General features: G+C 34.3%; 19 protein-coding genes. 12 read left to right on the forward strand and 7 right to left on the reverse strand.

Features of this window, described 5'->3' with window-relative positions; all coding sequences use genetic code 11:
* Positions 1 to 320 precede the first annotated feature (320 nt).
* From nirB to AAGV28_RS10365, 7 genes are all read left to right on the forward strand, one after another.
* Positions 321 to 2,828: a nitrite reductase large subunit NirB gene (gene nirB / locus AAGV28_RS10335; protein ID WP_373406736.1), complete on the forward strand. Its 2,508-nt coding sequence runs from the start codon at positions 321 to 323 to the stop codon at positions 2,826 to 2,828.
* 86 nt (positions 2,829 to 2,914) lie between these two features.
* On the forward strand, positions 2,915 to 3,292 hold the full coding sequence (nirD, locus tag AAGV28_RS10340; protein WP_373406737.1) for a nitrite reductase small subunit NirD: 378 nt from the start codon (positions 2,915 to 2,917) through the stop codon (positions 3,290 to 3,292).
* A gap of 33 nt (positions 3,293 to 3,325) precedes the next feature.
* Positions 3,326 to 3,910, forward strand: a complete 585-nt coding sequence (locus tag AAGV28_RS10345; protein WP_373406835.1) for a DUF4202 domain-containing protein — start codon at positions 3,326 to 3,328, stop codon at positions 3,908 to 3,910.
* Between the two features lie 12 nt (positions 3,911 to 3,922).
* The gene (locus AAGV28_RS10350; protein ID WP_373406738.1) at positions 3,923 to 5,734 is read left to right on the forward strand and encodes a sensor histidine kinase; all 1,812 of its coding nucleotides are present in this window, start codon (positions 3,923 to 3,925) and stop codon (positions 5,732 to 5,734) included.
* Between the two features lie 86 nt (positions 5,735 to 5,820).
* Positions 5,821 to 6,480 carry a response regulator gene (locus AAGV28_RS10355; protein WP_373406739.1) on the forward strand — a complete coding sequence of 220 codons (660 nt, stop codon included), beginning with the start codon at positions 5,821 to 5,823 and terminating at the stop codon, positions 6,478 to 6,480.
* Positions 6,481 to 6,950: 470 nt separating this feature from the next.
* Positions 6,951 to 8,435, forward strand: coding sequence for an MFS transporter (locus AAGV28_RS10360; RefSeq protein WP_373406740.1), 1,485 nt, complete (start codon positions 6,951 to 6,953; stop codon positions 8,433 to 8,435).
* A 1,670-nt stretch (positions 8,436 to 10,105) separates the two neighbouring features.
* Positions 10,106 to 10,261, forward strand: a complete 156-nt coding sequence (locus tag AAGV28_RS10365) for a hypothetical protein (RefSeq protein WP_373406741.1) — start codon at positions 10,106 to 10,108, stop codon at positions 10,259 to 10,261.
* Positions 10,262 to 10,319: 58 nt separating this feature from the next.
* Here the strand turns inward: AAGV28_RS10365 and carB are convergent, their stop codons facing one another.
* Both carB and rpmH read right to left on the reverse strand, forming a co-directional pair.
* Positions 10,320 to 13,175 (reverse strand): carbamoyl-phosphate synthase large subunit, encoded by a 2,856-nt coding sequence (gene carB, locus AAGV28_RS10370; RefSeq protein ID WP_373406742.1) that lies wholly within the window; start codon positions 13,173 to 13,175, stop codon positions 10,320 to 10,322.
* Between the two features lie 166 nt (positions 13,176 to 13,341).
* Positions 13,342 to 13,503 carry a 50S ribosomal protein L34 gene (rpmH, locus tag AAGV28_RS10375; protein ID WP_008464848.1) on the reverse strand — a complete coding sequence of 54 codons (162 nt, stop codon included), beginning with the start codon at positions 13,501 to 13,503 and terminating at the stop codon, positions 13,342 to 13,344.
* A 166-nt stretch (positions 13,504 to 13,669) separates the two neighbouring features.
* On the opposite strand from rpmH, the gene AAGV28_RS10380 reads away from it, so the two are divergent.
* Positions 13,670 to 14,185 carry a DUF2892 domain-containing protein gene (locus tag AAGV28_RS10380; RefSeq protein WP_373406743.1) on the forward strand — a complete coding sequence of 172 codons (516 nt, stop codon included), beginning with the start codon at positions 13,670 to 13,672 and terminating at the stop codon, positions 14,183 to 14,185.
* A gap of 142 nt (positions 14,186 to 14,327) precedes the next feature.
* On the opposite strand, the gene AAGV28_RS10385 is transcribed toward AAGV28_RS10380, so the two are convergent.
* A complete protein-coding gene (locus tag AAGV28_RS10385; protein ID WP_373406744.1) occupies positions 14,328 to 14,999 on the reverse strand; it encodes an alpha/beta fold hydrolase in 672 nt (223 codons plus the stop codon).
* Positions 15,000 to 15,236: 237 nt separating this feature from the next.
* Between AAGV28_RS10385 and AAGV28_RS10390 the strand changes: the two genes are divergently transcribed.
* Positions 15,237 to 15,539 carry a GNAT family N-acetyltransferase gene (locus AAGV28_RS10390; RefSeq protein ID WP_373406745.1) on the forward strand — a complete coding sequence of 101 codons (303 nt, stop codon included), beginning with the start codon at positions 15,237 to 15,239 and terminating at the stop codon, positions 15,537 to 15,539.
* Positions 15,540 to 15,602: 63 nt separating this feature from the next.
* Here the strand turns inward: AAGV28_RS10390 and AAGV28_RS10395 are convergent, their stop codons facing one another.
* The 4 genes from AAGV28_RS10395 to AAGV28_RS10410 all read right to left on the reverse strand — a co-directional run bounded on the left by AAGV28_RS10395 (position 15,603) and on the right by AAGV28_RS10410 (position 20,613).
* Positions 15,603 to 17,237: an ABC-F family ATP-binding cassette domain-containing protein gene (locus AAGV28_RS10395; RefSeq protein ID WP_373406746.1), complete on the reverse strand. Its 1,635-nt coding sequence runs from the start codon at positions 17,235 to 17,237 to the stop codon at positions 15,603 to 15,605.
* Positions 17,238 to 17,403: 166 nt separating this feature from the next.
* Positions 17,404 to 18,867, reverse strand: a complete 1,464-nt coding sequence (locus tag AAGV28_RS10400; RefSeq protein ID WP_373406747.1) for an alanine/glycine:cation symporter family protein — start codon at positions 18,865 to 18,867, stop codon at positions 17,404 to 17,406.
* A 155-nt stretch (positions 18,868 to 19,022) separates the two neighbouring features.
* Positions 19,023 to 20,198 carry a GlmU family protein gene (locus AAGV28_RS10405; RefSeq protein WP_373406748.1) on the reverse strand — a complete coding sequence of 392 codons (1,176 nt, stop codon included), beginning with the start codon at positions 20,196 to 20,198 and terminating at the stop codon, positions 19,023 to 19,025.
* 163 nt (positions 20,199 to 20,361) lie between these two features.
* Positions 20,362 to 20,613 carry a type B 50S ribosomal protein L31 gene (locus AAGV28_RS10410; protein ID WP_373406749.1) on the reverse strand — a complete coding sequence of 84 codons (252 nt, stop codon included), beginning with the start codon at positions 20,611 to 20,613 and terminating at the stop codon, positions 20,362 to 20,364.
* Between the two features lie 238 nt (positions 20,614 to 20,851).
* Between AAGV28_RS10410 and AAGV28_RS10415 the strand changes: the two genes are divergently transcribed.
* From AAGV28_RS10415 to AAGV28_RS10425, 3 genes are all read left to right on the forward strand, one after another.
* Positions 20,852 to 21,385 (forward strand): DUF4199 domain-containing protein, encoded by a 534-nt coding sequence (locus AAGV28_RS10415; RefSeq protein WP_373406750.1) that lies wholly within the window; start codon positions 20,852 to 20,854, stop codon positions 21,383 to 21,385.
* Positions 21,386 to 21,390: 5 nt separating this feature from the next.
* On the forward strand, positions 21,391 to 22,350 hold the full coding sequence (locus AAGV28_RS10420) for a glycosyltransferase family 2 protein (RefSeq protein ID WP_373406751.1): 960 nt from the start codon (positions 21,391 to 21,393) through the stop codon (positions 22,348 to 22,350).
* 124 nt (positions 22,351 to 22,474) lie between these two features.
* Positions 22,475 to 24,202, forward strand: coding sequence for a phospho-sugar mutase (locus tag AAGV28_RS10425; RefSeq protein ID WP_373406752.1), 1,728 nt, complete (start codon positions 22,475 to 22,477; stop codon positions 24,200 to 24,202).
* Positions 24,203 to 24,209: the final 7 nt, after the last annotated feature.

The following is a 24,209-nucleotide window of genomic DNA, read 5'->3' on the forward strand; positions in this document are numbered from 1 at the left end:
AAAGCTTTTTTATTTTTTCAACCAAAGCATCAAAATAAGTATTTAAAAGTACTTATTCTTGATGCTTTTTTAATTTTAGAATATTACACATTTGTTTTAGTTGATTTTCTTCATCTTTAAAACCTAAAAAAATGAAAAAAATCAACCAAAACCATAATAATTGATTAAAAAATAAAAAAAACTTCGACTGTTTTTTACACATAATCTATTTTATACTCTTAGTTTTCACAATATCTCAATTAACATCAAAAAATTATAATTAAGTATTTAAAATAAGTATTAATACTTATATTTGCTTCATAATACTTAATAATGATATTATGAAAAAAGTAATAGTAGTCGGAAACGGCATGGTGGGTTATAAATTTTGCGAAAAATTCATATCAAAACAAGGACATGAAAATTACCAAATCACCGTATTTGGAGAAGAACCAAGACGTGCTTATGACAGAGTTCACCTGAGTGAATACTTTGCTGGAAAAAGTGCTGAAGATTTATCATTATCAACTTCAAACTGGTACGAAGAAAATAATATCATACTGAATACTTCTGAATTAATTACAGATATAAATAGAGAACAAAAAACCATACATACACATCTGGAAACTACGCACGAGTATGACTACTTAGTTTTGGCTACGGGTTCAGCTGCTTTTGTACCACCAATTGAGGGTGTGGACAAAGAAGGCGTTTTTGTTTACAGAACAATTGAAGATCTGGATGCCATCATGGCTTACGCCAAAAAAATCAAACTAAACGGAGCTACGGAAGCAGCTGTACTTGGTGGAGGATTATTAGGTCTCGAAGCCGCAAAAGCCGTTCGTGACTTAGGATTGAATCCTCACGTTGTGGAATTTGCTCCTCGATTGATGCCAAGACAACTAGACAAAGGCGCCAGCGATATGCTTCAATCAAAAATTGAAGAATTGAATATAGGAATCCATTTGAACAAATCTACTCAATATATTGATGGTGAAGACGTGATAACAGGGATGATGTTTGATGAAAATGAATTGCTAAAAGTAGATATGCTGGTAATTTCTGCTGGTATCAAACCTCGTGATGAACTAGGAAGAGTTTGCGGACTTGAAGTAGGTGTTCGTGGAGGAATTGTGGTGGACAACAAGATGCAGACTTCAGATCCAAATATTTACGCAATTGGTGAAGTGGCACTTTACAATCACATGATTTATGGTTTGGTTGCTCCTGGATATGAAATGGCGGATGTTGCTGCTGAGCAAATCATGAATGGCGAGAAAACCATGAGAGAAGTAATTGACATGTCCACTCAATTAAAATTAATTGGTGTTGAAGTAGCGAGTTTTGGAGATCCTTTTATCGAAAATGATACTGTTACTGCTATTGTTTATGAAAATAAGTTCAGCGGAATATATAAAAGAATCAATGTTACCAAAGACGGAAAAACACTTTTAGGAGGAATTCTGGTAGGTGATGCAAGTGATTATAACGGATTATTCCAAATCTACAGCAATGCAATGGCGTTGCCTCCTAACCCGGAAGATTTGATTTTGGGATCAAGAGGCGGAGAAGCTTCTTCTTTTGGAAACGCTTCTGATTTACCCGATACTGCTGTAATTTGTTCTTGCGAAAATGTAACTAAAGGCGCTATTTGTTGTTCAATTATTGACGGAACTGCAAATACATTTGGTGATGTAGTAAAACAAACCAAAGCCACTTCAGGTTGTGGAGGTTGTAAACCGATGGTTGCTGATTTAGTAAAAGCGGCTCAAAAATCAATTGGGAAAGAAGTAAAAGAAAGCATTTGTGAGCACTTTAATCATACCAGACAAGAATTATTTGATTTGGTAAAAATCAACAAATACACTAATTTTTATGAAGTGATTGATCATCACGGAAACGGAGATGGTTGCGAAGTTTGTAAACCTTTAGTAGCATCTATTTTCTCCAGTATTTATAACGATACGGCAAACAAACACGTTACTACACAAGATACTAATGACAGATACCTAGCTAATATTCAAAGAAACGGAACCTATTCTGTTGTACCAAGAATTGCAGGTGGTGAGATTACGCCAGAAAAACTAATTGTAATTGGAGAGGTTGCTAAGCAATTCGACTTATACACAAAAATTACTGGAGCACAACGTGTGGATTTATTTGGAGCTACACTAAACGATTTACCTGAAATATGGAGAATTCTTATCGAAAATGGTTTTGAAAGCGGACACGCTTACGGAAAATCTTTAAGAGCGGTAAAAAGTTGTGTGGGTAATGCCTGGTGTCGTTACGGAATGGATGACAGTACCACTTTTGCTATCGAATTAGAGAACCGTTACAGAGGAATTCGTTCTCCTCATAAACTAAAAGGAGGCGTTTCTGCTTGTATTAGAGAATGTGCCGAAGCAAGAGGAAAAGATTTTGGAGTAATTGCGGTGGAAGGCGGTTGGAATCTTTACATCTGTGGAAACGGTGGCGCAAATCCTAAACACGCTGTACTTTTAGCCGAACAAATCGATAAAGAAACCGTATTCAAATACATGGATCGTTTCCTAATGTACTACATCCGTACGGCTGGACCACTGGTTAGAACCTCTACCTGGTTAGAAAAATTAGACGGAGGATTGGATTATTTAAAAGAAGTAATTATCCATGATCGTATTGGAATTTGTGAAACATTGGAAGCAGAAATGGAACAATTGGTTGGTACATTCGAATGCGAATGGAAACAAGTATTAGAAAAACCAAGATTGATGAAACGTTTCAGTCACTTTGTAAACTCTGATGAGAAAGATGACAATATTGAATATGTGGCATTAAGAGATCAAAAGATGCCAAAAGCCTGGTAATTTTCGAGTAAAAACAAAAAAATAATACTTCAATTTCAATTCCTCTTTCTTTTAGAGGGATTGGAAATGAGAAAAAAAGATAAATCATGGAAAATATTTTAGACAAATACAAAACGGTTTCTATAAATGAAGTAACCACTTGGTTTAAAGCTGGTAATATCAAAGACTTTCCAAGTAACAGAGGGGGATGTATCAAATACAAAGACAAACAAATTGCTGTTTTTAATTTCGAAAGAAGAAACGAATGGTACGCTTGTCAAAACGCTTGTCCTCATAAAATGGAAATGGTTTTATCTAGAGGAATGACCGGTTCAGCCGATGGTGTTCCTAAAATTGCTTGTCCAATGCACAAAAAAACTTTTTCTCTGGTGGATGGTTCTAACTTAAATGGAGACGATTTTTCTATTGCAACTTATCCTGTAAAAGTGGTGGACAACGAAGTATTCGTTGGGTTTTTAGAATAATTATGTATCTTTGAAAATATACTTTTCCAAATGATACTTACGCCATTCCAAAACGCCAGCGCAAAGATTGATGCAGAAAATGCACAAGATCCTAATAGTGAGCTATTTCAATCGAAATCTTACCCAAAAGAATTATTGTATTCGAATAGAATGTATAAGAGGCTGTTGGATTTTCATCCAAACGCTTCTGAAGAAGTTCAAATTGCGGCAAAAGCACAACACATTTGTCGTTGGAAAATGCCCAGAGAATCCTATCCCATGGATCGTGTGGGTTATCTAAAATGGCGTGAAGAATTGAAAAAATTTCACGCCAAAACTACCGCTGGTATCTTAGCTTCAGTAGGATACTCACAGGAATTTATTGATCGGGTTTCGTTTCTTATCGAAAAAAAATTACTTAAAAAAGATGAAGAAACCCAACTCCTTGAAGACGTAATTTGTTTAGTTTTTCTAGAGTTTTATCTTGAGCCTTTTGTACAAAAACACGATACTGAAAAGCTTAAAAATATTATTCTAAAAACCTGGAATAAAATGTCTGAAAAAGGACATCAAGCCGCTTTAAAAATAAGTTATACTGACGAAAATCTTCAATTGATTAAAGACGCGCTTGGATTGTAATTCATTTCCATTATGATAAAAGAAGCCAAAGCGTTTTCTGAAAATCTTAATTTCAAAAAATTAAAGCAAATGTATTTATTTGCTTTGATTACTATTGCTATTACCATTCTTCTAAGTCAGCTGCTTATCCAGTACAACATCAGTAGCCAACTTAATGATTCCCGATTGATTAACATTTCGGGCAGACAAAGAATGTTTAGCCAAAAATTAGCCAAAGAAATCCTGATCTTGAATGCTTCAACTGATAATTCAAATGAGGCAGAATCCATTTCGAACATAAAAAAAACGCTTGAACTTTGGAAATTTACTCATTTTGCATTAGAAAAAGGAAACGACAGTCTTAATTTTCCTGAAACCAAAAGTCCGGGTCTTTTAAAACTTTTCAATGCGGTAAAACCTAATGTGAACTATATTGATCGTGCAACTACACAATACTTACTCAATAGAAATAAACAACTTTCGCAAACTAGAAACCAACAAGAAGTTCAAGGCATACTAAATAATGTAAATGTTTTTGTGACGAAAATGAATCTTATTGTAAGTCAATATGAATATGAAGCTTTAGAAAAAGTAACCAAGCAACGCAATATTGAATACGGAATTCTAAGCTTTACGTTATTGATTTTATTTTTAGAGTTTCTTTTTATCTTTAAACCTACCAATAAGAAAATTGAAGTTCTTATCTCAAAATTATTGTCTTCTGAAAGAAGAGCCATCAAACTAGCTCGTGATACAGAAGCCATCAGTATTATCAAAGAAAATTCAGTAAAAGAATTAAAATCTTTGAACTATGCAATGGAAAACACCTTGCTGTATTGCCGAATTAGTCCGATGGGAAAAATCATCCACATGGGAGATAAATTCTCCAAATTATTACATTACAATCCTTCTTTTGATACTGATAAAAGTTTTTCTCAAGCCTTAACAACTATAGAAAAAGAGCAATTGGCTATAGACCAAATTATTGCTGACAAACAAAGAAGCGGCTGGCAAGGCGAGTTAAATACAACTGATAGAAATGGCAACATGCTTTGGCTTGATATGTCGATGATTCCTGTGAGAATCAGAAAAGAAGAATCGGAATTATTAGTGATTTGTTTCAATATTACGGTTCGAAAAAATGCCGAATTAGAAGTCGAAAGATTGAATAGAGAAAACATTATTGAAAGAATCAATCAGCAAAAAGTCATTTCGAGTAAAATTGTTGAAAACCAGGAAAACGAACAAAACCGAATTGCCAGAGAAATCCACGATGGAATAGGACAAATGCTTACAGGATTGAAGTTTAGTCTGGAAAGCATCAATCTGGACGACAAAGAAAAATCGGCTCAAAAAATAGAATACTTAAAAAAACTCTCTTTAGATATTATTAAAGGGGTTCGTACTGCAACTTTCAATTTGATGCCACCGGAATTGAGCGATCACGGAATTGTTTCTTCGATTGCCAAATTGACTTTAGAACTGGCAAAACTAACGGGTAAAAATGTTCAATTTTATAATAAAACCGATTTTGATCAAAGACTAGATTCTTTAATCGAAATTAATATTTACCGCCTTACTCAGGAAGCGATTAATAATGCTATAAAATATGCCGAATCTTCGCATATTATTGTACAGCTTTCCCACAGCAACAAAATACTAAGTATTACAATAGACGACAACGGAAAAGGATTTGATGTTACGGCAGTAGAAAAAAAGAGAAATAGTGAGTCTGGAATGGGATTATTATTCATGAAAGAAAGAGTACAATACATTAACGGACGCGTATTTATCAACTCCATTCCTGGCGAAGGAACCCGAATTACTTTTAATATTCCCATTTAATTTTGAAATAAAATACGTAAAAAATACGTATATTGCACTAATTTAGATGAAATACGTAAATTTTATATTCTTAAAATAAGTAAGTTATGAACCAAACGATTCGAGTTGTCCTTGCTGATGATCATTTTTTTGTTAGAGATGGTATCAAATCACTTTTAGAAAGCGAGAAAAACATAGTTGTAGTAGGAGAAGCAACGGATGGATTAGAAGCTTTAGAAATTGTTACAACAACAAATCCTGACTTATTAATTGTAGACATTAGAATGCCACACCATACCGGTATTGAAGTGGTTGAAAAATTACGTAACCTCAACAACCCTGTAAAGATTATTGTGCTTTCAATGCACGAATCAGAAGAATACGTTTTAAAATCTATTAAAGCAGGTGCCGATGGCTACTTACTAAAAGGTTCTAGTAAAGAAGAATTTTTAAAAGCATTACATTCTGTTGCTAATGGCGGTAAATATTTTACTGGAGACATTTCGTCTATTTTGATCAATCAGTTGACTAGTAGTGCTACTTCTTTGGAACCAAAACCAACACTTGCTGAAGACTTGACCATCACCAAAAGAGAAAAAGAAATCCTTACCTTATTATTATCTGGAAAAGGAAACAAAGAAATTGCCGAAGCTTTAGAAATTAGTAAACGTACTGCCGAAGTACACCGTTTTAACCTAATGAAAAAACTGAAAGTAAAAAACCTGATGGAACTTTCAAATAAAGCTACCGAATATTCGCTGATCTAAGAATCCAAGTTTTATTGGTTTCGATTAATACACTTTTTATATCTATCCTGCTTTTTAGTTGCTACTAGAAAACAGGATTTTTTATTTATGTTTTTTTAAACACAAAGAGCACAACGTTTTCGCAAAACTCAAAGAAAAATATAATCCTTTAAATTTGTGGCAATCTGTGGATAATTTCAAACACAAAAGGCACAAAGTTTTCGCAAAACTCAAAGAAAAATATAATCCTTTAAATTTGTGGCAATCTGTGGATAATTTCAAACACAAAAGGCACAAATATTTTGCAAAGCACTCAAAGAATAATCTAATATTTTTAATCCGCAAAAACCTGTATAATCAGCAGCAAAAGAGAACCCGAAACAAATACGTAATTAAAATACGTATTTTTACTTATTTATTTTCTAAAAACTGCGTTTTCGCAGCTTTTTACCCGTATATAGTATTTAAATTTGTTGAAAAATATAAGTATTATGAAAAACGCAAACTCCCTATCAAAATCGCACCAAATGTTATTTCTCAATACATTGGCCTTCACAGTATGCTTTGCTTGTTGGACATTAAATGGTGTGTTAGTTACTTATTTAGTAGACAAAGGTATTTTCAATTGGAGCGTGATGCAAGTAGGTTGGTTACTTGGAATTCCTATTTTAACGGGTGCCATCATGCGTTTGCCAATAGGTATTCTAACCGATAAATATGGTGGGAAATACGTATTTACCACATTATTGCTTTTATGTTCCATTCCTCTTTTTCTTTTACCGCTTGCAGATAGTTTTTTAATGTTTGCCGTTTTAAGTTTTTTATTCGGAATGGTAGGAACAAGTTTTGCTGTGGGTGTAGGATATACTTCTATTTTGTACCCAAAAGAATGGCAAGGTAGAGCATTAGGAATTTTCGGAATGGGGAATGCAGGAGCTGCCATTACTACATTTATTGCTCCTTCCCTATTGAATCATTTTGCTATTGATGATCCCGAAAACGGATGGAAAATATTGCCAATCATCTACGGAGCAGCCTTATTGATTATTGGAATTTTATTTATCATTTTTGCCGAAAATAAAAAATTAGAAAAATCGACCAAAACGATTCCACAAATGCTTTCTACGTTAAAAAACGTTCGTGTTTGGCGTTTTGGAGCCTACTACTTCTTAGTTTTTGGTTGTTTTGTGGCGTACTCACAATGGTTGTTGCCTAACTTTATGAATGTGTACCAAACCAGCTTAGTTATGGGCGGAATGTTTGCTACCTTATTCAGTTTGCCATCAGGAGTTATTCGTGCCTTTGGTGGATATTTATCCGATAAATATGGTGCCAGACTAGTAATGTACTGGGTACTGGGAACATCAGTATTATTTAGCGCATTATTGATGGTACCAAAAATGGAAATCACTACAGCTGGTGCTGGAATTATGGCAAAAAAAGCAGGTGTAGTCACTGAAGTTTCAACAACGAACATCAAAATAGACGAAACCGCTATTCCTATAAAAGCCAAAGACGAACTAGAAAGCGATGGAACTGGTATTTTTCCAAGCAAAACCACTTGGCAAGAAGTTGTTGTAACCCAAAACCAAAGCGTAGCTAAAAAAGAATTACTTGCAAAAGGAATCACCAAAATTAAATTTGATGCTAACATGTGGGTCTACCTGATTTTAGTAGTTTTAATTGGTATATCCTGGGGAATTGGCAAAGCTGCTGTTTACAAACACATCCCTGAATATTTCCCTAACGAAGTAGGTGTTGTAGGTGGAATGGTTGGATTACTTGGTGGACTTGGTGGATTCTTTGGTCCTATCATCTTTAGTTACTTACTAGAATACACCGGACTTTGGTCAAGTTCATGGTTGTTTGTGTTGTTGTTCTCCATCATTTGTTTGGTTTGGATGCACATTACCATTACTAAAATGATGAACAAAAACGAACCAATATTATCTAAACAAATAGAAACTAAAAGCTAAATTCTAGCTGCTCCATACTAAAACCTCCTTTTCGTTTGAATTTCAAATGAAAGGGAGGTTTTTCTTTTTTGGAGCCAATCCCGTCATCCGCTCTATCTTTGTCTCGTTAAAAAAACGAGACAAAGGATGCCGCTTCTACCGGGGCTAGAGAGACTGCTAACAACCAAAATCCGATAGCTAAATTGTTTCAGTACCCACAATAGATAGCAAATAATCAATAAAAACTAAACAAAATAATATACTTTGTCGAGTTACTATAGGAGATATTTCCTTCGTCAAAAGGACAAGTTTGTGGGGAGTTGGGCTGTTTAAAATTAGTTACAACCAGCTCCGCAAAGTCCCCGTTAGCGCGGAAATGCTTTCCGTGCCCACAACAGTGAGCAAACAATCAATAAAACTAGACAAAATAATATACTTTGTCGAGTTACTGGCTAAGATTCTTCCTTCGTCAGCAGGACAAGTTTGTGGGTAAAACTACTTTAAAACGTTCTTTTACAAAAACCTAAACCGCCCAGTTTGTCTTTCCGACGAAGGAGGAATCTCCGCAATACTTTTCCGCACAGATGCGAAGATTTGTAACTTTTAAAACAGCAATGAGTAGCTTTGTCGAGTTACTGGCTAAGATGCTTCCTTCGTCAGCAGGACAAGTTTGTGGGTAAAACTACTTTAAAACGTTCTTTTACAAAAACCTAAACCGCCCAGTTTGTCTTTCCGACGAAGGAGGAATCCCCCGTTAGCGCGGAAATGCTTTCCGTGCCCACAACAGTGAGCAAACAATCAATAAAACTAGACAAAATAATATACTTTGTCGAGTTACTGGCTAAGATGCTTCCTTCGTCAGCAGGACAAGTCTGTGGGTAAAACTACTTTAAAACGTTCTTTTACAAAAACCTAAACCGCCCAGTTTGTCTTTCCGACGAAGGAGGAATCTCCGCAATACTTTTCCGCACAGATGCGAAGATTTGTAACTTTTAAAACAGCAATGAGTAGCTTTGTCGAGTTACTGGCTAAGATGCTTCCTTCGTCAGCAGGACAAGTTTGTGGGTAAAACTACTTTAAAACGTTCTTTTACAAAAACCTAAACCGCCCAGTTTGTCTTTCCGACGAAGGAGGAATCCCCCGTTAGCGCGGAAATGCTTTCCGTGCCCACAACAGTGAGCAAACAATCAATAAAACTAGACAAAATAATATACTTTGTCGAGTTACTGGCTAAGATGCTTCCTTCGTCAGCAGGACAAGTCTGTGGGTAAAACTACTTTAAAACGTTCTTTTACAAAAACCTAAACCGCCCAGTTTGTCTTTCCGACGAAGGAGGAATCTCCGCAATACTTTTCCGCACAGATGCGAAGATTTGTAACTTTTAAAACAGCAATGAGTAGCTTTGTCGAGTTACTGGCTAAGATGCTTCCTTCGTCAGCAGGACAAGTTTGTGGATAGTTGGGCTGTTAAAAATTAGTAACACTTGCTACGCAAAGTTTCCAACTTGGCGGCTGTGAGTATCGGTTTTCAACCTATAATAATTACAACTATACAAGGGTCAGAGACAGCTTCACACTTACTCAAAGTCAGAGACTTTGCGGCGCTGTAGTCAAATCAAATTTCACATTTGAAAAATTGTTGATATATTTTTTTTGATTTTGCTTAAAATCAGACTCTTAATAATTACAAAAATGGGCTCTACAATTTCGAACAAACATACTCGTAAAACTGCTCTTTTATGCAAAGAGCAACAACGAATACTGGATGACCTAATCAATTCTGATAAATCAATTTACACCGAAGCTGAAACGCTTTATTCTGATTTAAAAAAGAAGTACGAATTATAAAATATTCCAATAAAAAAAGCCCCAAAAAGGGGCTTTTTCAATATCAGGATTTGAGTTATTATTTACTCAAATACATTTTTCTTCTAGAGTACAATTCGTAGAATTGGTCGTCTTTTAAGTCATCAATAAACAAGATACTTTCTCCTGTTGATTTCATTTCAGGCCCTAAAGCTTTGCTTACATTCGGGAACTTGCTGAAAGAGAAAACCGGTTGCTTGATAGCATATCCTTTTAACTGTGGATTAAAATCAAAATCAGTTACTTTATTGTGTCCTAACATTACTTTGGTAGCATAGTTTACATAAGGCTCTCCGTAGGCTTTTGCAATAAATGGAACCGTACGTGAAGCTCTTGGATTGGCTTCAATAATATAAACCGTATCGTCTTTTATAGCAAACTGAATGTTGATTAGTCCAACCGTTTTTAATGCGATAGCAATTTTATGAGTATGATCTTTAATTTGTTGCATTACAAACTCTCCTAAGTTAAAAGGAGGCAATGTAGCATTAGAATCTCCAGAGTGTACTCCACAAGGCTCAATATGCTCCATAATTCCGATGATGTACACATTACCATCAGCATCACAAATGGCATCTGCCTCTGCTTCTATTGCACCATCAAGATAATGATCTAACAGTAATTTATTTCCAGGAATCGTTTTTAGCAAGTTAACCACATGCTCTTCTAATTCTTGTTTGTTGATTACAATTTTCATTCCCTGACCCCCTAATACATAAGAAGGACGAATCAATAATGGGAAATCCAACTGATCCGCTAAAGCTGAAGCTTCATCCGCTGTTTCAGCAATTCCGAATCTAGGGAAAGGAATTTTTAATTCGGTCAATAAATCAGAGAAACGTCCTCTGTCTTCGGCTAAATCTAGTGCATCAAAACTAGTTCCGATGATTTTTACTCCGTATTTAGATAATTTTTCTGCTAATTTAAGAGCTGTTTGACCACCTAATTGAACAATAACACCTTCTGGTTTTTCATGCTGAATGATGTCGTAAATATGTTCCCAGAAAACAGGTTCGAAGTATAATTTATCGGCAGTATCAAAGTCGGTAGAAACCGTTTCAGGATTACAGTTAATCATGATAGTCTCGTAACCACATTCTTTTGCTGCCAAAACTCCGTGAACACAAGAGTAATCAAATTCGATTCCTTGTCCAATTCTGTTTGGTCCAGAACCTAAAACAATGACTTTCTTTTTATCCGTTACCACACTTTCGTTATCTACATAACGAGTTCCATCTGCTTTTTCAATTTCGGCTTCAAAAGTGGAGTAGTAATAAGGCGTTTTTGCTTTAAACTCAGCTGCACAAGTATCTACCAGTTTAAACACACGGTTAATGTTTGAATTCATACGCAAAGTATGTACTTCACTTTCTAAACAACCCATCATGTGCGCAATTTGTCTGTCGGCAAAACCTTTTTGTTTGGCTTCTAGCAACAATTCTCTTGGCAAGGTGGTAACGGTATATTTAGCAATTTCTTTTTCAAGGGTAAAAAGCTCTTCGTATTGTTTCAAGAACCACATGTCGATTTTTGTGATTTCATGAATTCTGCTCAATGGAATTCCCATTGCAATAGCATCATAAATTACAAAAACACGATCCCAACTTGCGTAAGTTAATTTTTCGATTACTTGCTCATAGTTAGTATATCCTTTTCCGTCAGCCCCTAAACCATTTCTTTTAATCTCTAATGATTGAGTGGCTTTGTGTAAAGCTTCCTGGAACGAACGTCCAATTCCCATTACCTCACCTACTGATTTCATTTGAAGACCTAAAGTTCTGTCTGATCCTTCAAATTTATCAAAGTTCCAACGTGGGATTTTTACAATTACATAATCCAATGTTGGTTCAAAAAGAGCCGAAGTCGACTTTGTAATTTGGTTTTGCAATTCATCTAAGTTGTATCCTAAAGCTAATTTTGAAGCAATTTTAGCAATTGGATAACCCGTTGCTTTTGATGCCAAAGCAGAAGAACGAGATACACGAGGATTGATTTCAATCGCTACGATATCTTCTTTTTCGTCTGGAGAAACCGCAAACTGTACGTTACATCCTCCAGCAAAATTTCCAATACTACGCATCATCAAGATAGCGTAATCACGTAATTTTTGGAAAGTAGTATCCGATAACGTCATGGCTGGTGCCACTGTAATCGAATCTCCGGTGTGGATACCCATTGGATCCATATTTTCGATAGAACAGATAATTACAACATTATCATTCTTATCTCTTAAAAGTTCTAATTCATATTCTTTCCATCCCATCAAAGCCTTGTCAATCAAAACTTCGTGAATTGGCGATGCTTCAAGACCAGCAGTTAACAATCTGTCAAAATCTTCTGGTTTGTACACTATAGAAGCTCCAGTTCCTCCAAGTGTAAACGATGGACGAATTACAAGTGGGAATCCAAATTCCTGGGCAATTTCTTTTCCTCTTAAATAAGAAGTACAAATTTCAGCAGGAGCTGTGGGTACATTTATTTTTTTAAGCAACTGTTTGAACTGCTCTCTATCTTCAGTAATATTAATGGCATTAACATCAACTCCTATTAATCGTACTCCAAAATCCTGCCAAATCCCTTTTTCTTCAGCTTCTAAACACAAGTTCAAAGCCGTTTGTCCACCCATTGTAGGCAAAACAGCATCAATTTGTGGGTGCTCTTTTAGAATTTCGATAATCGATTTTGTTGTTAAAGGCTTCAAATAAATATGATCCGCCATAGAAGGGTCGGTCATAATCGTAGCGGGATTCGAATTGATAAGAATAACTTCAATTCCTTCTTCTCGAATAGAACGTGCTGATTGTGATCCTGCGTAATCAAATTCGCAAGCTTGACCAATAACAATAGGACCTGAACCTATAATTAAAACTGATTTTATGGAAGTGTCTTTTGGCATTATATTATAATTATTGTTTTATGAAGAATCTCTTTTATTCGATTTTATAAGATTAAAAATGATGCAACTCACTATAAATCTTAAGTTTGAATGTCATTTTACCGACAAGATATAAAAAAAGGCGGTACTAAAAAAAGTAACGCCCTTATTTATGTTTATACAAACATTATTTTTTGTGTCTAGGTTCGCTAGAAACAGTCAATTTATGTCTTCCTTTAGCTCTTCTACGCGCAAGAACTTTTCTTCCATTAGCAGAAGCCATTCTGTCCATAAATCCGTGTTTATTTCTTCTTTTTCTTTTCGATGGTTGAAACGTTCTTTTGCTCATTGCTTTGTATCTTTAAAACTTATTTATATGTATCTTTTATATTTCGAATAGTGCTTATTCTGAAACCGAGTGCAAATATACAAAGACTTTTTTTTCTAGCAAGAAGTTTTATAAAAATATTTTTAATTCCTTTTACTATATTTGCAAACACAAATTATACATCATCATGTTAAACAAGAATATCAAACTTATTATCGCTGGACTTATTGTAATTACTAGCATTTGGCAATTTATTGAGAACAATATTGGAAATGGAATTTTCTTATTACTACTTACTATAATTCCTATTTTTCTTTATTTCAGGAACGAATACATCCTGTTAGCCTTTTTAAAATTACGAAAACAAGACTTTGAAGGCGCTAAAAAATGGCTTTCGTACATCAAAAATCCAGAATCAGCTTTAGTAAGAAAACAACAAGGTTACTTTAACTACCTTCACGGGATTATGCTTTCGCAAACCAATATCAATCAATCTGAAAAATATTTCAAGAAAGCGATCGAACTAGGATTATCTATGGATATGGATTTGGCTGTAGCCAAATTAAATTTAGCTGGTATCGCTTTGTCACGCCGAAGAAAACTAGAAGCAACCACTTTGATTACCGAAGTTAAAAAACTAGACAAACAAAACATGTTGAAAGAACAAATCACCATGATGAAAGAACAAATGAAAAAAATCTAACGATTTTAAATTTCAATCCCGAAGCTTCGGGATAAAATCCCAAATTCCAAGAGTTTGGGATTTTTTATTGCGAAAAACTAAGCAATCTCAATAAAAGATGGAAGATGGAAGTACTAGACGTTAAAACTTGGAATTTGGGATTTTATAATTTGGGATTTTTATCTAAAATAATATCAGGTAAGTGCGCATTAAACCAACGGTATTGCGTATAAACCATAACATGCGTACCACCTTTTAGCACGGTACAATTGTTAATGTTCTCAATAGGAAATATTCGGTCTTTTGTACCATGAATATGAATCACACGATCATTAGCCTCTAAACGATTCCAAAGCACTACTTTTTCAACCGCCCATTTTAAATAATAAACATCCCTTACTGACAAGAAAGTATCATACAACTGTATGCGATGTTTCAATTTTTCTCCAAATACCATTTTTGCCAACTTATCCAAACTCAGAATCAAACGCATCGGAATTAATTTGTATGCCGATGTTTTCTTAGCAAACTTGATTCGTTTGGGCAATTCTAACCTCGTTTTTACACTCGAAATAATAATTATTTTTCTAATATTTATCAAATCAGCTATTTCCTGAACCAGAATTCCACCAAAAGAAACTCCTATTAAAACAGGATTTTCTTCTTTTATATGCAAGGCAATTCGTTTAGCATAATCTTCTAAAGTTTCTTTTGGTTTCGGAATTTCCCATTCCAAATAATGAACATCAAAAAGAGCATCATCCAGCTTAATCCTTTCAAAAATCAAAGGATTCGCTGCTAATCCGGGCATAAAATAAACAGGGATTTTATTCATATTCTAACTTCAAAATTCAAAGGGATAAAAAACGAATTTAAAGTTTTTCAAACAGCATACCTAATTTTACAAATAATAAAAAACACACTTCCTCTTTCAATAATAAATGAGCTTCAAAAAGCATTTGTTTTTGGCTATCAATTACTTACCTTTACATTTCCTCATTTGAGTATAAAAATCATTGCAAAAACAACAGTTTAGTTAAAAAAGAACAAGCTTCAAAAAAAACAAAATGCTATGGAAAATATTGCAACAATCGAAATTAGAGACAACGCTTTTGCAAGACAATTTGAAACTACACTACCCGAAGGACTTATAACTATAGAATACTCCTTTCAAGAAAGGAAAATATTTTTGACCAAAATAAATACTCCCGAAGAATTTAAAAACGAAATATTTATTGATAATCTGATTAAAAACATCTTAGACAACGCAATAGAACAGCGATTAAGAGTCGTCCCCATTTATCCTAGAATAGTACAATTTTTCAAAAAAAATCCCTCTTACAAAGAATTGCTTCCTCCTGGAATTAGATTATAAAATCAAAAAAAAGAGCATTTGCGTGACACAAATGCTCTTTTTTATTTATTTTATTTCCAAAATTTATTTTTCAATTTCTCTCATGCTTTCCATTTTCTTGTGTGCCAAGAAACCTGAAATATCTTCAAAATGCTCCACTACTCTTTTGTTTCCAAATTCGAAAACCTTGGTTGCTAACCCATCTAAGAAATCACGATCGTGAGAAACTAAAATTAAAGTTCCGTCAAAATCACGCAAAGCATCTTTAATAATATCTTTGGTTTTCATATCCAAGTGATTGGAAGGCTCATCCAAAATCAATAAATTCACTGGTTCCAACAACAATTTAATCATTGCCAAACGTGTTTTTTCTCCTCCCGAAAGCACTTTTACTTTCTTAGTAATATCATCGCCCTGAAACATAAATGCTCCTAAAATATTCTTGATTTGCGTTCTGATATCTCCTACAGCAATAGCATCAATGGTTTCAAAAATAGTAGCATTTTCATCTAATAAAGACGCTTGATTTTGAGCAAAATACCCAATTTGAGCATTATGACCAATTTCGACACTTCCGCCATCAATGCCAATTTCTTTCATGATAGCTTTAATCATAGTCGATTTACCCTCACCATTTTTACCTACAAAGGCTACTTTCTGCCCTCTTTCAATAACAATATTAGCATCTTTAAAAACCACATGATCTCCGTAAGACTTGGACAAATCCTTAACTACAACAGGATACTGCCCTGAACGAGCAGCTGGTGGAAACTTCAATTTTAGTGCTGAATTATCCACTTCGTCAACCTGAACAATAACTAATTTTTCTAACATTTTCACACGGGACTGAACCGCATCAGTTTTAGAAAAAGTCCCTTTAAAACGATCAATAAAAGCTCTATTATCAGCAATCATTCTTTGTTGTTCATCGTATGCTTTTTGCTGATGAACTCTACGGTCTTTTCGCAATTCTAAATAATGTGAGTATTTGGCTTTGTAATCGTAAATCCTTCCCATTGTTACCTCAATTGTACGATTGGTAATGTTATCTACAAAAGCCCTATCGTGCGAAATCACCACCACTGCCTTAGCCGAATTGATTAAAAAATCTTCCAACCATTGAATACTTTCAATATCCATGTGATTGGTTGGCTCATCGAGCAAAATCAAATCGGGTTTACGCAATAAAATTTTAGCTAATTCGATTCGCATTCTCCATCCTCCAGAAAACTCCGAAGTTTGACGTGTAAAATCTTCACGAACAAATCCTAATCCAATTAATATTTTCTCAACTTCTGCTTCGTAATTGATCTCTTCAATAGCATAAAATTTTTCGCTTAAATCCGAAACTCTTTCGATTAATTTCATGTACTCATCACTTTCATAATCCGTACGAATAGTCAATTGCTCATTGATTTCGTCAATCTCTGATTTCATAGAAAAATATTCCGAAAAAGCTTTAGACGCTTCTTCCATAACCGTTGCACCATCAGTAGTCAATAAATGCTGCGGCAAGTAAGCCACAACTGCATCTTTAGGTGCCGAAACACTTCCCGTAGAAGGCTTGCTATTCCCTGCAATAATTTTTAGTAAAGTTGATTTTCCTGCTCCATTTTTACCCATAAGGGCAATTTTATCATTCTCATTAATAGCGAAAGAAACATCGCTAAAAAGTGTTGTTCCACCAAATTGTACCGATATATCGTTTATTGTAATCATTGTAAAAAGTTAGAAGTTAGAGGTTGGAAGTTAGAAGTTTCTACCCTCAATAAATTTAAAAGTGCAAAGATAGATTAATTAAGTAATTTGTTGCTATAAAATAAAAGCTTCTAGTAACAACCTGAAATGGGCTACTAGAAGCTTTAAAATAGTATCAAGAAATGGATTACTTTTCTCTTTCTTTATTTAATGTATTCCAAATATGCGCATTAGTAACTCCTATTTCTTCTGGAACAAAAACAGGATCTTTGCCTTGTTTTTTCTGTTTTTCATAATCCAATAATGCCTTTAAAGCTGGTTTTTGCAAAAGAAGAATAGCTACAATATTAAACCAAGCCATTAAACCAACACCAATATCTCCCATTGCCCATGCTAAGGTAGCTTGATTTACTGCACCGTACATGATAACAAGCATCATAATTACCTTTAAAACATAATAAAAAACAGGCGATTCTATTTTTCGAGTCAAATAAGAAACATTAGTTTCTGCAATATAATAGTAAGCTATAACGGTGGTAAAAGCAAAGAAAAACAAGGCTATAGCAACAAAGTAGGATCCAAATCCTGGAAAAACCGTATCCATAGCATTCTGGGTATAAGCTGGCCCTACTGCAATATTATTTAATCCGTGATATAAAAATTCTGAGGCTCCACCAGCAGCAGAACTTGGATTGTAAACATTATACATTCCAGTAATTAAAATCATAAACCCCGTAGCCGAACACACAAACAAAGTATCAATATACACCGAAAAAGATTGTACCAAACCTTGTTTAACTGGATGCGAAACATTAGCAGCAGCAGCAATATGCGGTGCAGTTCCCTGACCTGCCTCATTAGAATAAATCCCTCTTTTTACACCCCATTGAATGGCTAAGCCAAAAACAGCTCCAAAACCCGCTTCCATATCAAAAGCACTTTTGAAAACCAAACTAATCACTCCTGCTAATTGATCAAAATTTACTGCAATAATTATTAATGCCAATAAAATATAACCTATAGCCATAAACGGAACGACATATTCTGTAAACTTAGCAATTCTTTTCACTCCTCCAAAAACAATAGTTCCAAACAAAATTACCATTCCCAATCCTGTTATCCATGTTTCTACATTAAAGGCGTTTTTAATTCCCTCAGCCACTGAATTTGCTTGAACTCCTGGTAAAAATGCACCAGCAGAAACTACCGAAACAACGGCAAATAAAATCCCAAACCATTTCATTCCTAATCCTCTTTCGATATAAAAAGCAGGTCCTCCACGAAATTCTCCCAGATGCTTTTCCTTATAAATTTGTGCCAATGTAGCTTCAACATAAGCAGTACTTGCTCCTAAAAAAGCAACCATCCACATCCAAAACATAGCACCTGGCCCACCAAAAGCAATGGCTGTAGCTACACCTGCAATGTTTCCAGTACCTACTCTACCCGCCAGAGACATGGCCAAGGCTTGAAAAGAAGAAACGCCAGAATCAGTACTTTTTCCATCAAATAGAAGGCGGCACATTTCTTTAATATGTCTTAATTGTAAAAAACGAGTTCGTATTGAAAAATAAAGTCCTGTACCCAAACACAAAATGATTAAGCCGTTACTCCAAATAATATCATTTATCATTCCAACAAATTCTTCCATATCTTATTTATTAATTTGTCATCAAAAAAACAACAAAACAATCATTTATCAAACATTTTTTCAATAAATAACTCAAAACAACCTAAAAACAAAAAAAATACTCTATCCATTACAGACAAAGTATTTTTATATTATCGGAATAAATAATTCCTCAATTACTCTTTACGCCACTTTTTAGTTTCTTCAAAAACATGTTCTAAAATGGCAGCTTCTTTTTCATCAAATTCAATATTTCTTCTTCCCATGACTAACTTAGCTGTTTCGAAAGCCTTTTTTGTGGTATACGTTGCAAAACCAGCTGCTCCGCCCCATGAAAAACTTGGAACAAAATTGCGAGGAAATCCGCTTCCAAAAATATTTGAACTCACCCCAATAACAGTTCCTGTATTAAACATCGTGTTTATTCCACATTTACTATGATCTCCCATCATCAAACCACAAAACTGCAATCCCGTTTTAGCAAAACCTTCCGTTTCATAACTCCATAATTTTACTTCGTCATAATTGTTTTTCAGGTTCGAATTATTACTGTCTGCGCCAATATTACACCATTCGCCTAAAACTGAATTTCCTAAAAATCCATCATGTCCTTTATTTGAATGACTAAACAACACCGAATTATTAATTTCTCCTCCTATTTTAGAATACGATCCTACAGTAGTTGCTCCATAAATTTTAGCGCCCATTTTCACCACCGCTCCTTCACAAAGTGCAAAAGGACCACGAATGGTTGTTCCTTCCATTATCAAAGTATCTTTACCTATATAAATAGGACCAGTCGAAGCATTTAAGGTTACAAATTCCAATTGAGCTCCTTCTTCAATAAAAATATTCTCTGCAGCAATTACATTGACACTTTTTGGAATAGCTTGCGACTTTCTATCTTCGGTTAAAAACTCAAAATCCTCTCGGATTGCCGCAGCATTTTTAGAAAAAATATCCCAGGTATTCATCACCGTTAAACATTCCTCGCTATATTCAATAATTTCATAACTATCAAAATCTACTTCTTCCTGACTGTCATTGGTATAAAAAGCAATTACTTCTTCTCCTTTAAAAATGGCTTGATTGGGCTCTAAATTCGAAACCATTTCTGCTAAAACTTCGTTGGGAAGAAAGGAAGCATTAATCATTACATTCTCTTCTAATTCTACCATTGGATATTTATCAGACAAATATTCTTCAGTCAAAGTAGTAATGGTCGAACCTAAATATTTTTCCCATTTTTGACGAATTGTTAGAATTCCAATCAAAATATCCGCTACTGGACGCGTAAAAGTAAATGGCAACAAAGCATTACGAGCGGGTCCGTCAAAAAGTATATAATTCATAAAAATTGGTTATTAGTTGATTCGGTTATTTGATGATTAAAACAGATGCAAACAACTTACTTTTTTATTGTATCGAGTTCAAAGTTACAAAGTTTTGAATAGCAATAAAAATAAAAAAACCTCGCGATTTGCGAGGTTTTCTATATTTAAAAACAAATTAAAATTATTTAATGTGTTTAGCGTATTTAGTTTTGAATTTATCAATACGTCCTGCAGTATCGATAAGTTTAGATTTACCTGTGTAAAAAGGGTGAGAAGTTCTAGAGATCTCCATTTTTACAACTGGGTATTCAACACCGTCAACTGTAATTGTCTCTTTTGTTTCAGCAGTAGATTTAGTAATAAAAACATCTTCGTTTGACATGTCTTTAAAAGCAACTAATCTGTAATTTTCTGGGTGTACACCTTTTTTCATCTTGAATCTTTTTTATTTGTTTGGCTATAAAACATTTTGAAGCTTCTCTTTTAACAGAAAAGGTATAAAGGAATTATAACTTTTTATTTTAATATTATTTTGAGGATGCAAAAATACAATTATTTTTCAATAAACAAATGTTTATTTCTTTTTTTTATATAAAGCGGTAAAAACAGTTTTTTGCTCCTCAATATAGAGGGAATTACTATATTTGTTGCTTAATTGAAAGTATCGAACAATGATTCACGAAACCATTAAGAAAAACGGCATTACTTTTGGAATTATAACTGGATTAACTTCTGTTTTAATCACCGCACTAATCTACTCCATTGATTTAAATTTATTTACCTCTTCTTGGATTGGTTTCACTAATTTAGTTTTATACCTTATTATTGCTATTGTATTATTAAGTAAAACAAAAAAAGAATTTCCAGGTATTTTTACCTACAAAGATGCCTTTACTACTTATTTCATTTCGGCATTAATTGGAATTCTAATATCACTTATTTTCAACATAATACTTTTTAATTTTGTCGATCCTTCAGCCAAAGATACTATTAAAGAATTAACCATTAAATACATGATTTCTGCAATGGAGAAATTTAACGCTCCTGCAGCAACCATTAACTCAGCTGTTAAAGATTTACAAGAAAACGACCAGTTTTCTATTATAGGATTATTAAAAGGCTCTCTTTCTAATATTGTTTTCTGTACTATTTTTGGCTTAATTTTAGCCGCTTTCTTTAAAAGCAAATCTCCATCACAAGAATAAAATCGATGAATCTATCTATATTAATACCACTTCTTAACGAAGAAGAATCTCTTAAAGAACTCTACACTTGGATTATAAAAGTAATGCAAGAGCACCGTTATTCTTATGAAATTATATTTCTGGATGATGGAAGTTCTGATCGTTCCTGGTCAATCATTCAAGGATTTGCTACCGAAAACACTCATGTAAAAGGAATCCAATTCATGAAGAATTTTGGAAAATCGCAGGCTTTACACGCCGGTTTTGCAAAAGCCCAAGGCGATGTAATTATCACTATGGATGCTGATTTACAAGACAGCCCAGAAGAAATCCCAGGATTGTACGAAATGATTACCAATCAAAATTTTGATTTGGTTTCAGGATGGAAAAAGAAACGTTACGATTCTGTCGTGGCTAAAAACCTTCCTTCTAAATTATTTAATTGGGCGGCTAGAAAAACTTCGGGAGTAGAATTGAATGATTTTAACTGCGGTCTAAAAGCATACCGAAATATAGTTGTAAAAAACATCGAAGTTTCGGGCGAAATGCACCGATACATTCCAGTTTTAGCAAAAAATGCCGGATTTGGGAGAATTGGAGAAAAAGTTGTACAACATCAAGCTAGAAAATACGGTGAGACTAAATTTGGAATGGAACGTTTCATTAACGGATTCCTAGATTTAATTACTATTTGGTTCTTATCTCGATTTGGAAAAAGACCCATGCACTTATTTGGAGCCATTGGTTCGTTAATGTTTATCATCGGTTTCTTACTAGCAGGATATATTGGTATTTCTAAATTGTATTATATGTACAACGACATGCGTTACAGCTTAGTGACTAATAACCCTTGGTTTTTTATTGCGTTGACCACAATGGTATTAGGAACACAATTATTTTTAGCTGGATTTTTAGGCGAAATTATTTTACGTACTAAAAATAACGAAGAACGCTATAAAATTTCTAATGAGATTAATTTCTCATAATCAAGCTGATTTGTAAAAACAAGCTATATATTTCTTAAATTTCGAAGGGAAGAATAGTTTACAAACTATTACAGAAAGACTAAAAACAACCAAACATAAAACTACAACAGTAAACGCGACAAAAATGAATATCAAACAAAACATTTTAGATGCAGTTAATGAATGGCTAAGCCCTACATTTGATACCGCAACCCAAGAAGAATTAAACAAAATAATAGCAACATCTCCTAAAGAACTTGAAGAAAGTTTCTATAAAAACCTAGAGTTTGGAACTGGAGGAATGCGTGGCATTATGGGAGTGGGAAACAACCGAATCAACAAATATACGCTAGGAAAAAGCACACAAGGACTTTCTAATTATTTAAAGTCTGTTTTTCCTAACCAACCCATAAAAGCCGTTATTGCTTTTGATTGCCGACATAACAGTAAACTTTTAGCTAAAGTGGTTGCTGATGTTTTTTCTGCCAATGGAATTCAGGTTTATCTTTTTTCTGATTTAAGACCAACGCCAGAACTGTCTTTTGCATTAAGACATTTAGGTTGCCAATGCGGAATTGTTCTAACTGCTTCTCACAATCCACCTGAATACAACGGATACAAAGTGTATTGGGAAGATGGCGGGCAAATTGTTCCTCCAGAAGACGAAGCAATTATTAATACGATCGAAAAATTAAATTACAACGAAATCAAATTTGATGCTAACGAAGATTTGATTCAATATATTGACGAAGAAATTGATCAAGCCTTTATCCAATCGACTATTGAAAATGCTAGTTTTGACACAGCTGTTGAAGCAAAAGACAATTTAAACATTGTTTTCACTTCTTTGCACGGGACTTCCATTGCCGTAATGCCTCAAACTTTTGAGCAAGCGGGTTACAAAAATGTAAGTATTGTTAGCGAACAAGCCATTCCTAACGGAGATTTCCCTACTGTAAAATCCCCAAATCCCGAAGAACCAGAAGCCTTGACTTTAGCTTTGGCCTTAGCCGATAAAAAAAATGCCGATGTTGTTATTGGTACTGATCCTGATTGTGACCGTTTAGGCATTGCTGTAAGAAATAACGAGGGCAAAATGACTTTGTTGAACGGAAACCAAACTATGATTTTAATGACTGCATTTTTACTAGAAAAATGGAAAAAAGCAGGCAAAATCAACGGAAAACAATTTGTAGGTTCAACCATTGTCTCTACTCCTATGATTATGGAATTAGCTTCGGCTTATGATGTTAATTTTAAAGTAGGTTTAACTGGTTTTAAATGGATTGCTAAAATGATTAAGGATTTTCCTGAATTAGAATTCATTGGCGGTGGAGAAGAAAGTTTTGGATACATGGTAGGCGATGCTGTTCGCGATAAAGACGCAGTTGCTGCTACCCTATTAATTTGCGAAGTTGCGGCTCAGGCCAAAGCTAACGGAAGTACAGTTTACAAAGAATTACTAAAATTATATGTTGAACACGGGTTTTACAAAGAATATTTAGTTTCATTGACTAAAAAAGGAATGGAAGGCTTGCAGGAAATCAACCAAATGATGATTGACCTGAGAGAAAATCCATTAAAAGAAATCAACGGACAACGTGTGATTATGGTGGAAGATTACCAATCATCAGTTGCTAAAAACTTATTGGACGGAGAAGAATCAATCATGGATATGCCAAAATCTAATGTATTAATTTATTACACTGAAGATGGTTCTAAAATTTGTGCCAGACCAAGTGGAACTGAACCTAAAATTAAATTCTACATCAGCGTAAATACGCAACTTGATGCTGTAGAAAACTTCAACGAAGTAGAAAGTATTTTAGATGATAAAATAAAAAACATTATAGCAGCAATGCAATTGAATTAAAATCAAT

The organism is Flavobacterium zubiriense (assembly GCF_041729725.1).
Classification (GTDB): Bacteria; Bacteroidota; Bacteroidia; order Flavobacteriales; family Flavobacteriaceae; genus Flavobacterium; species Flavobacterium zubiriense.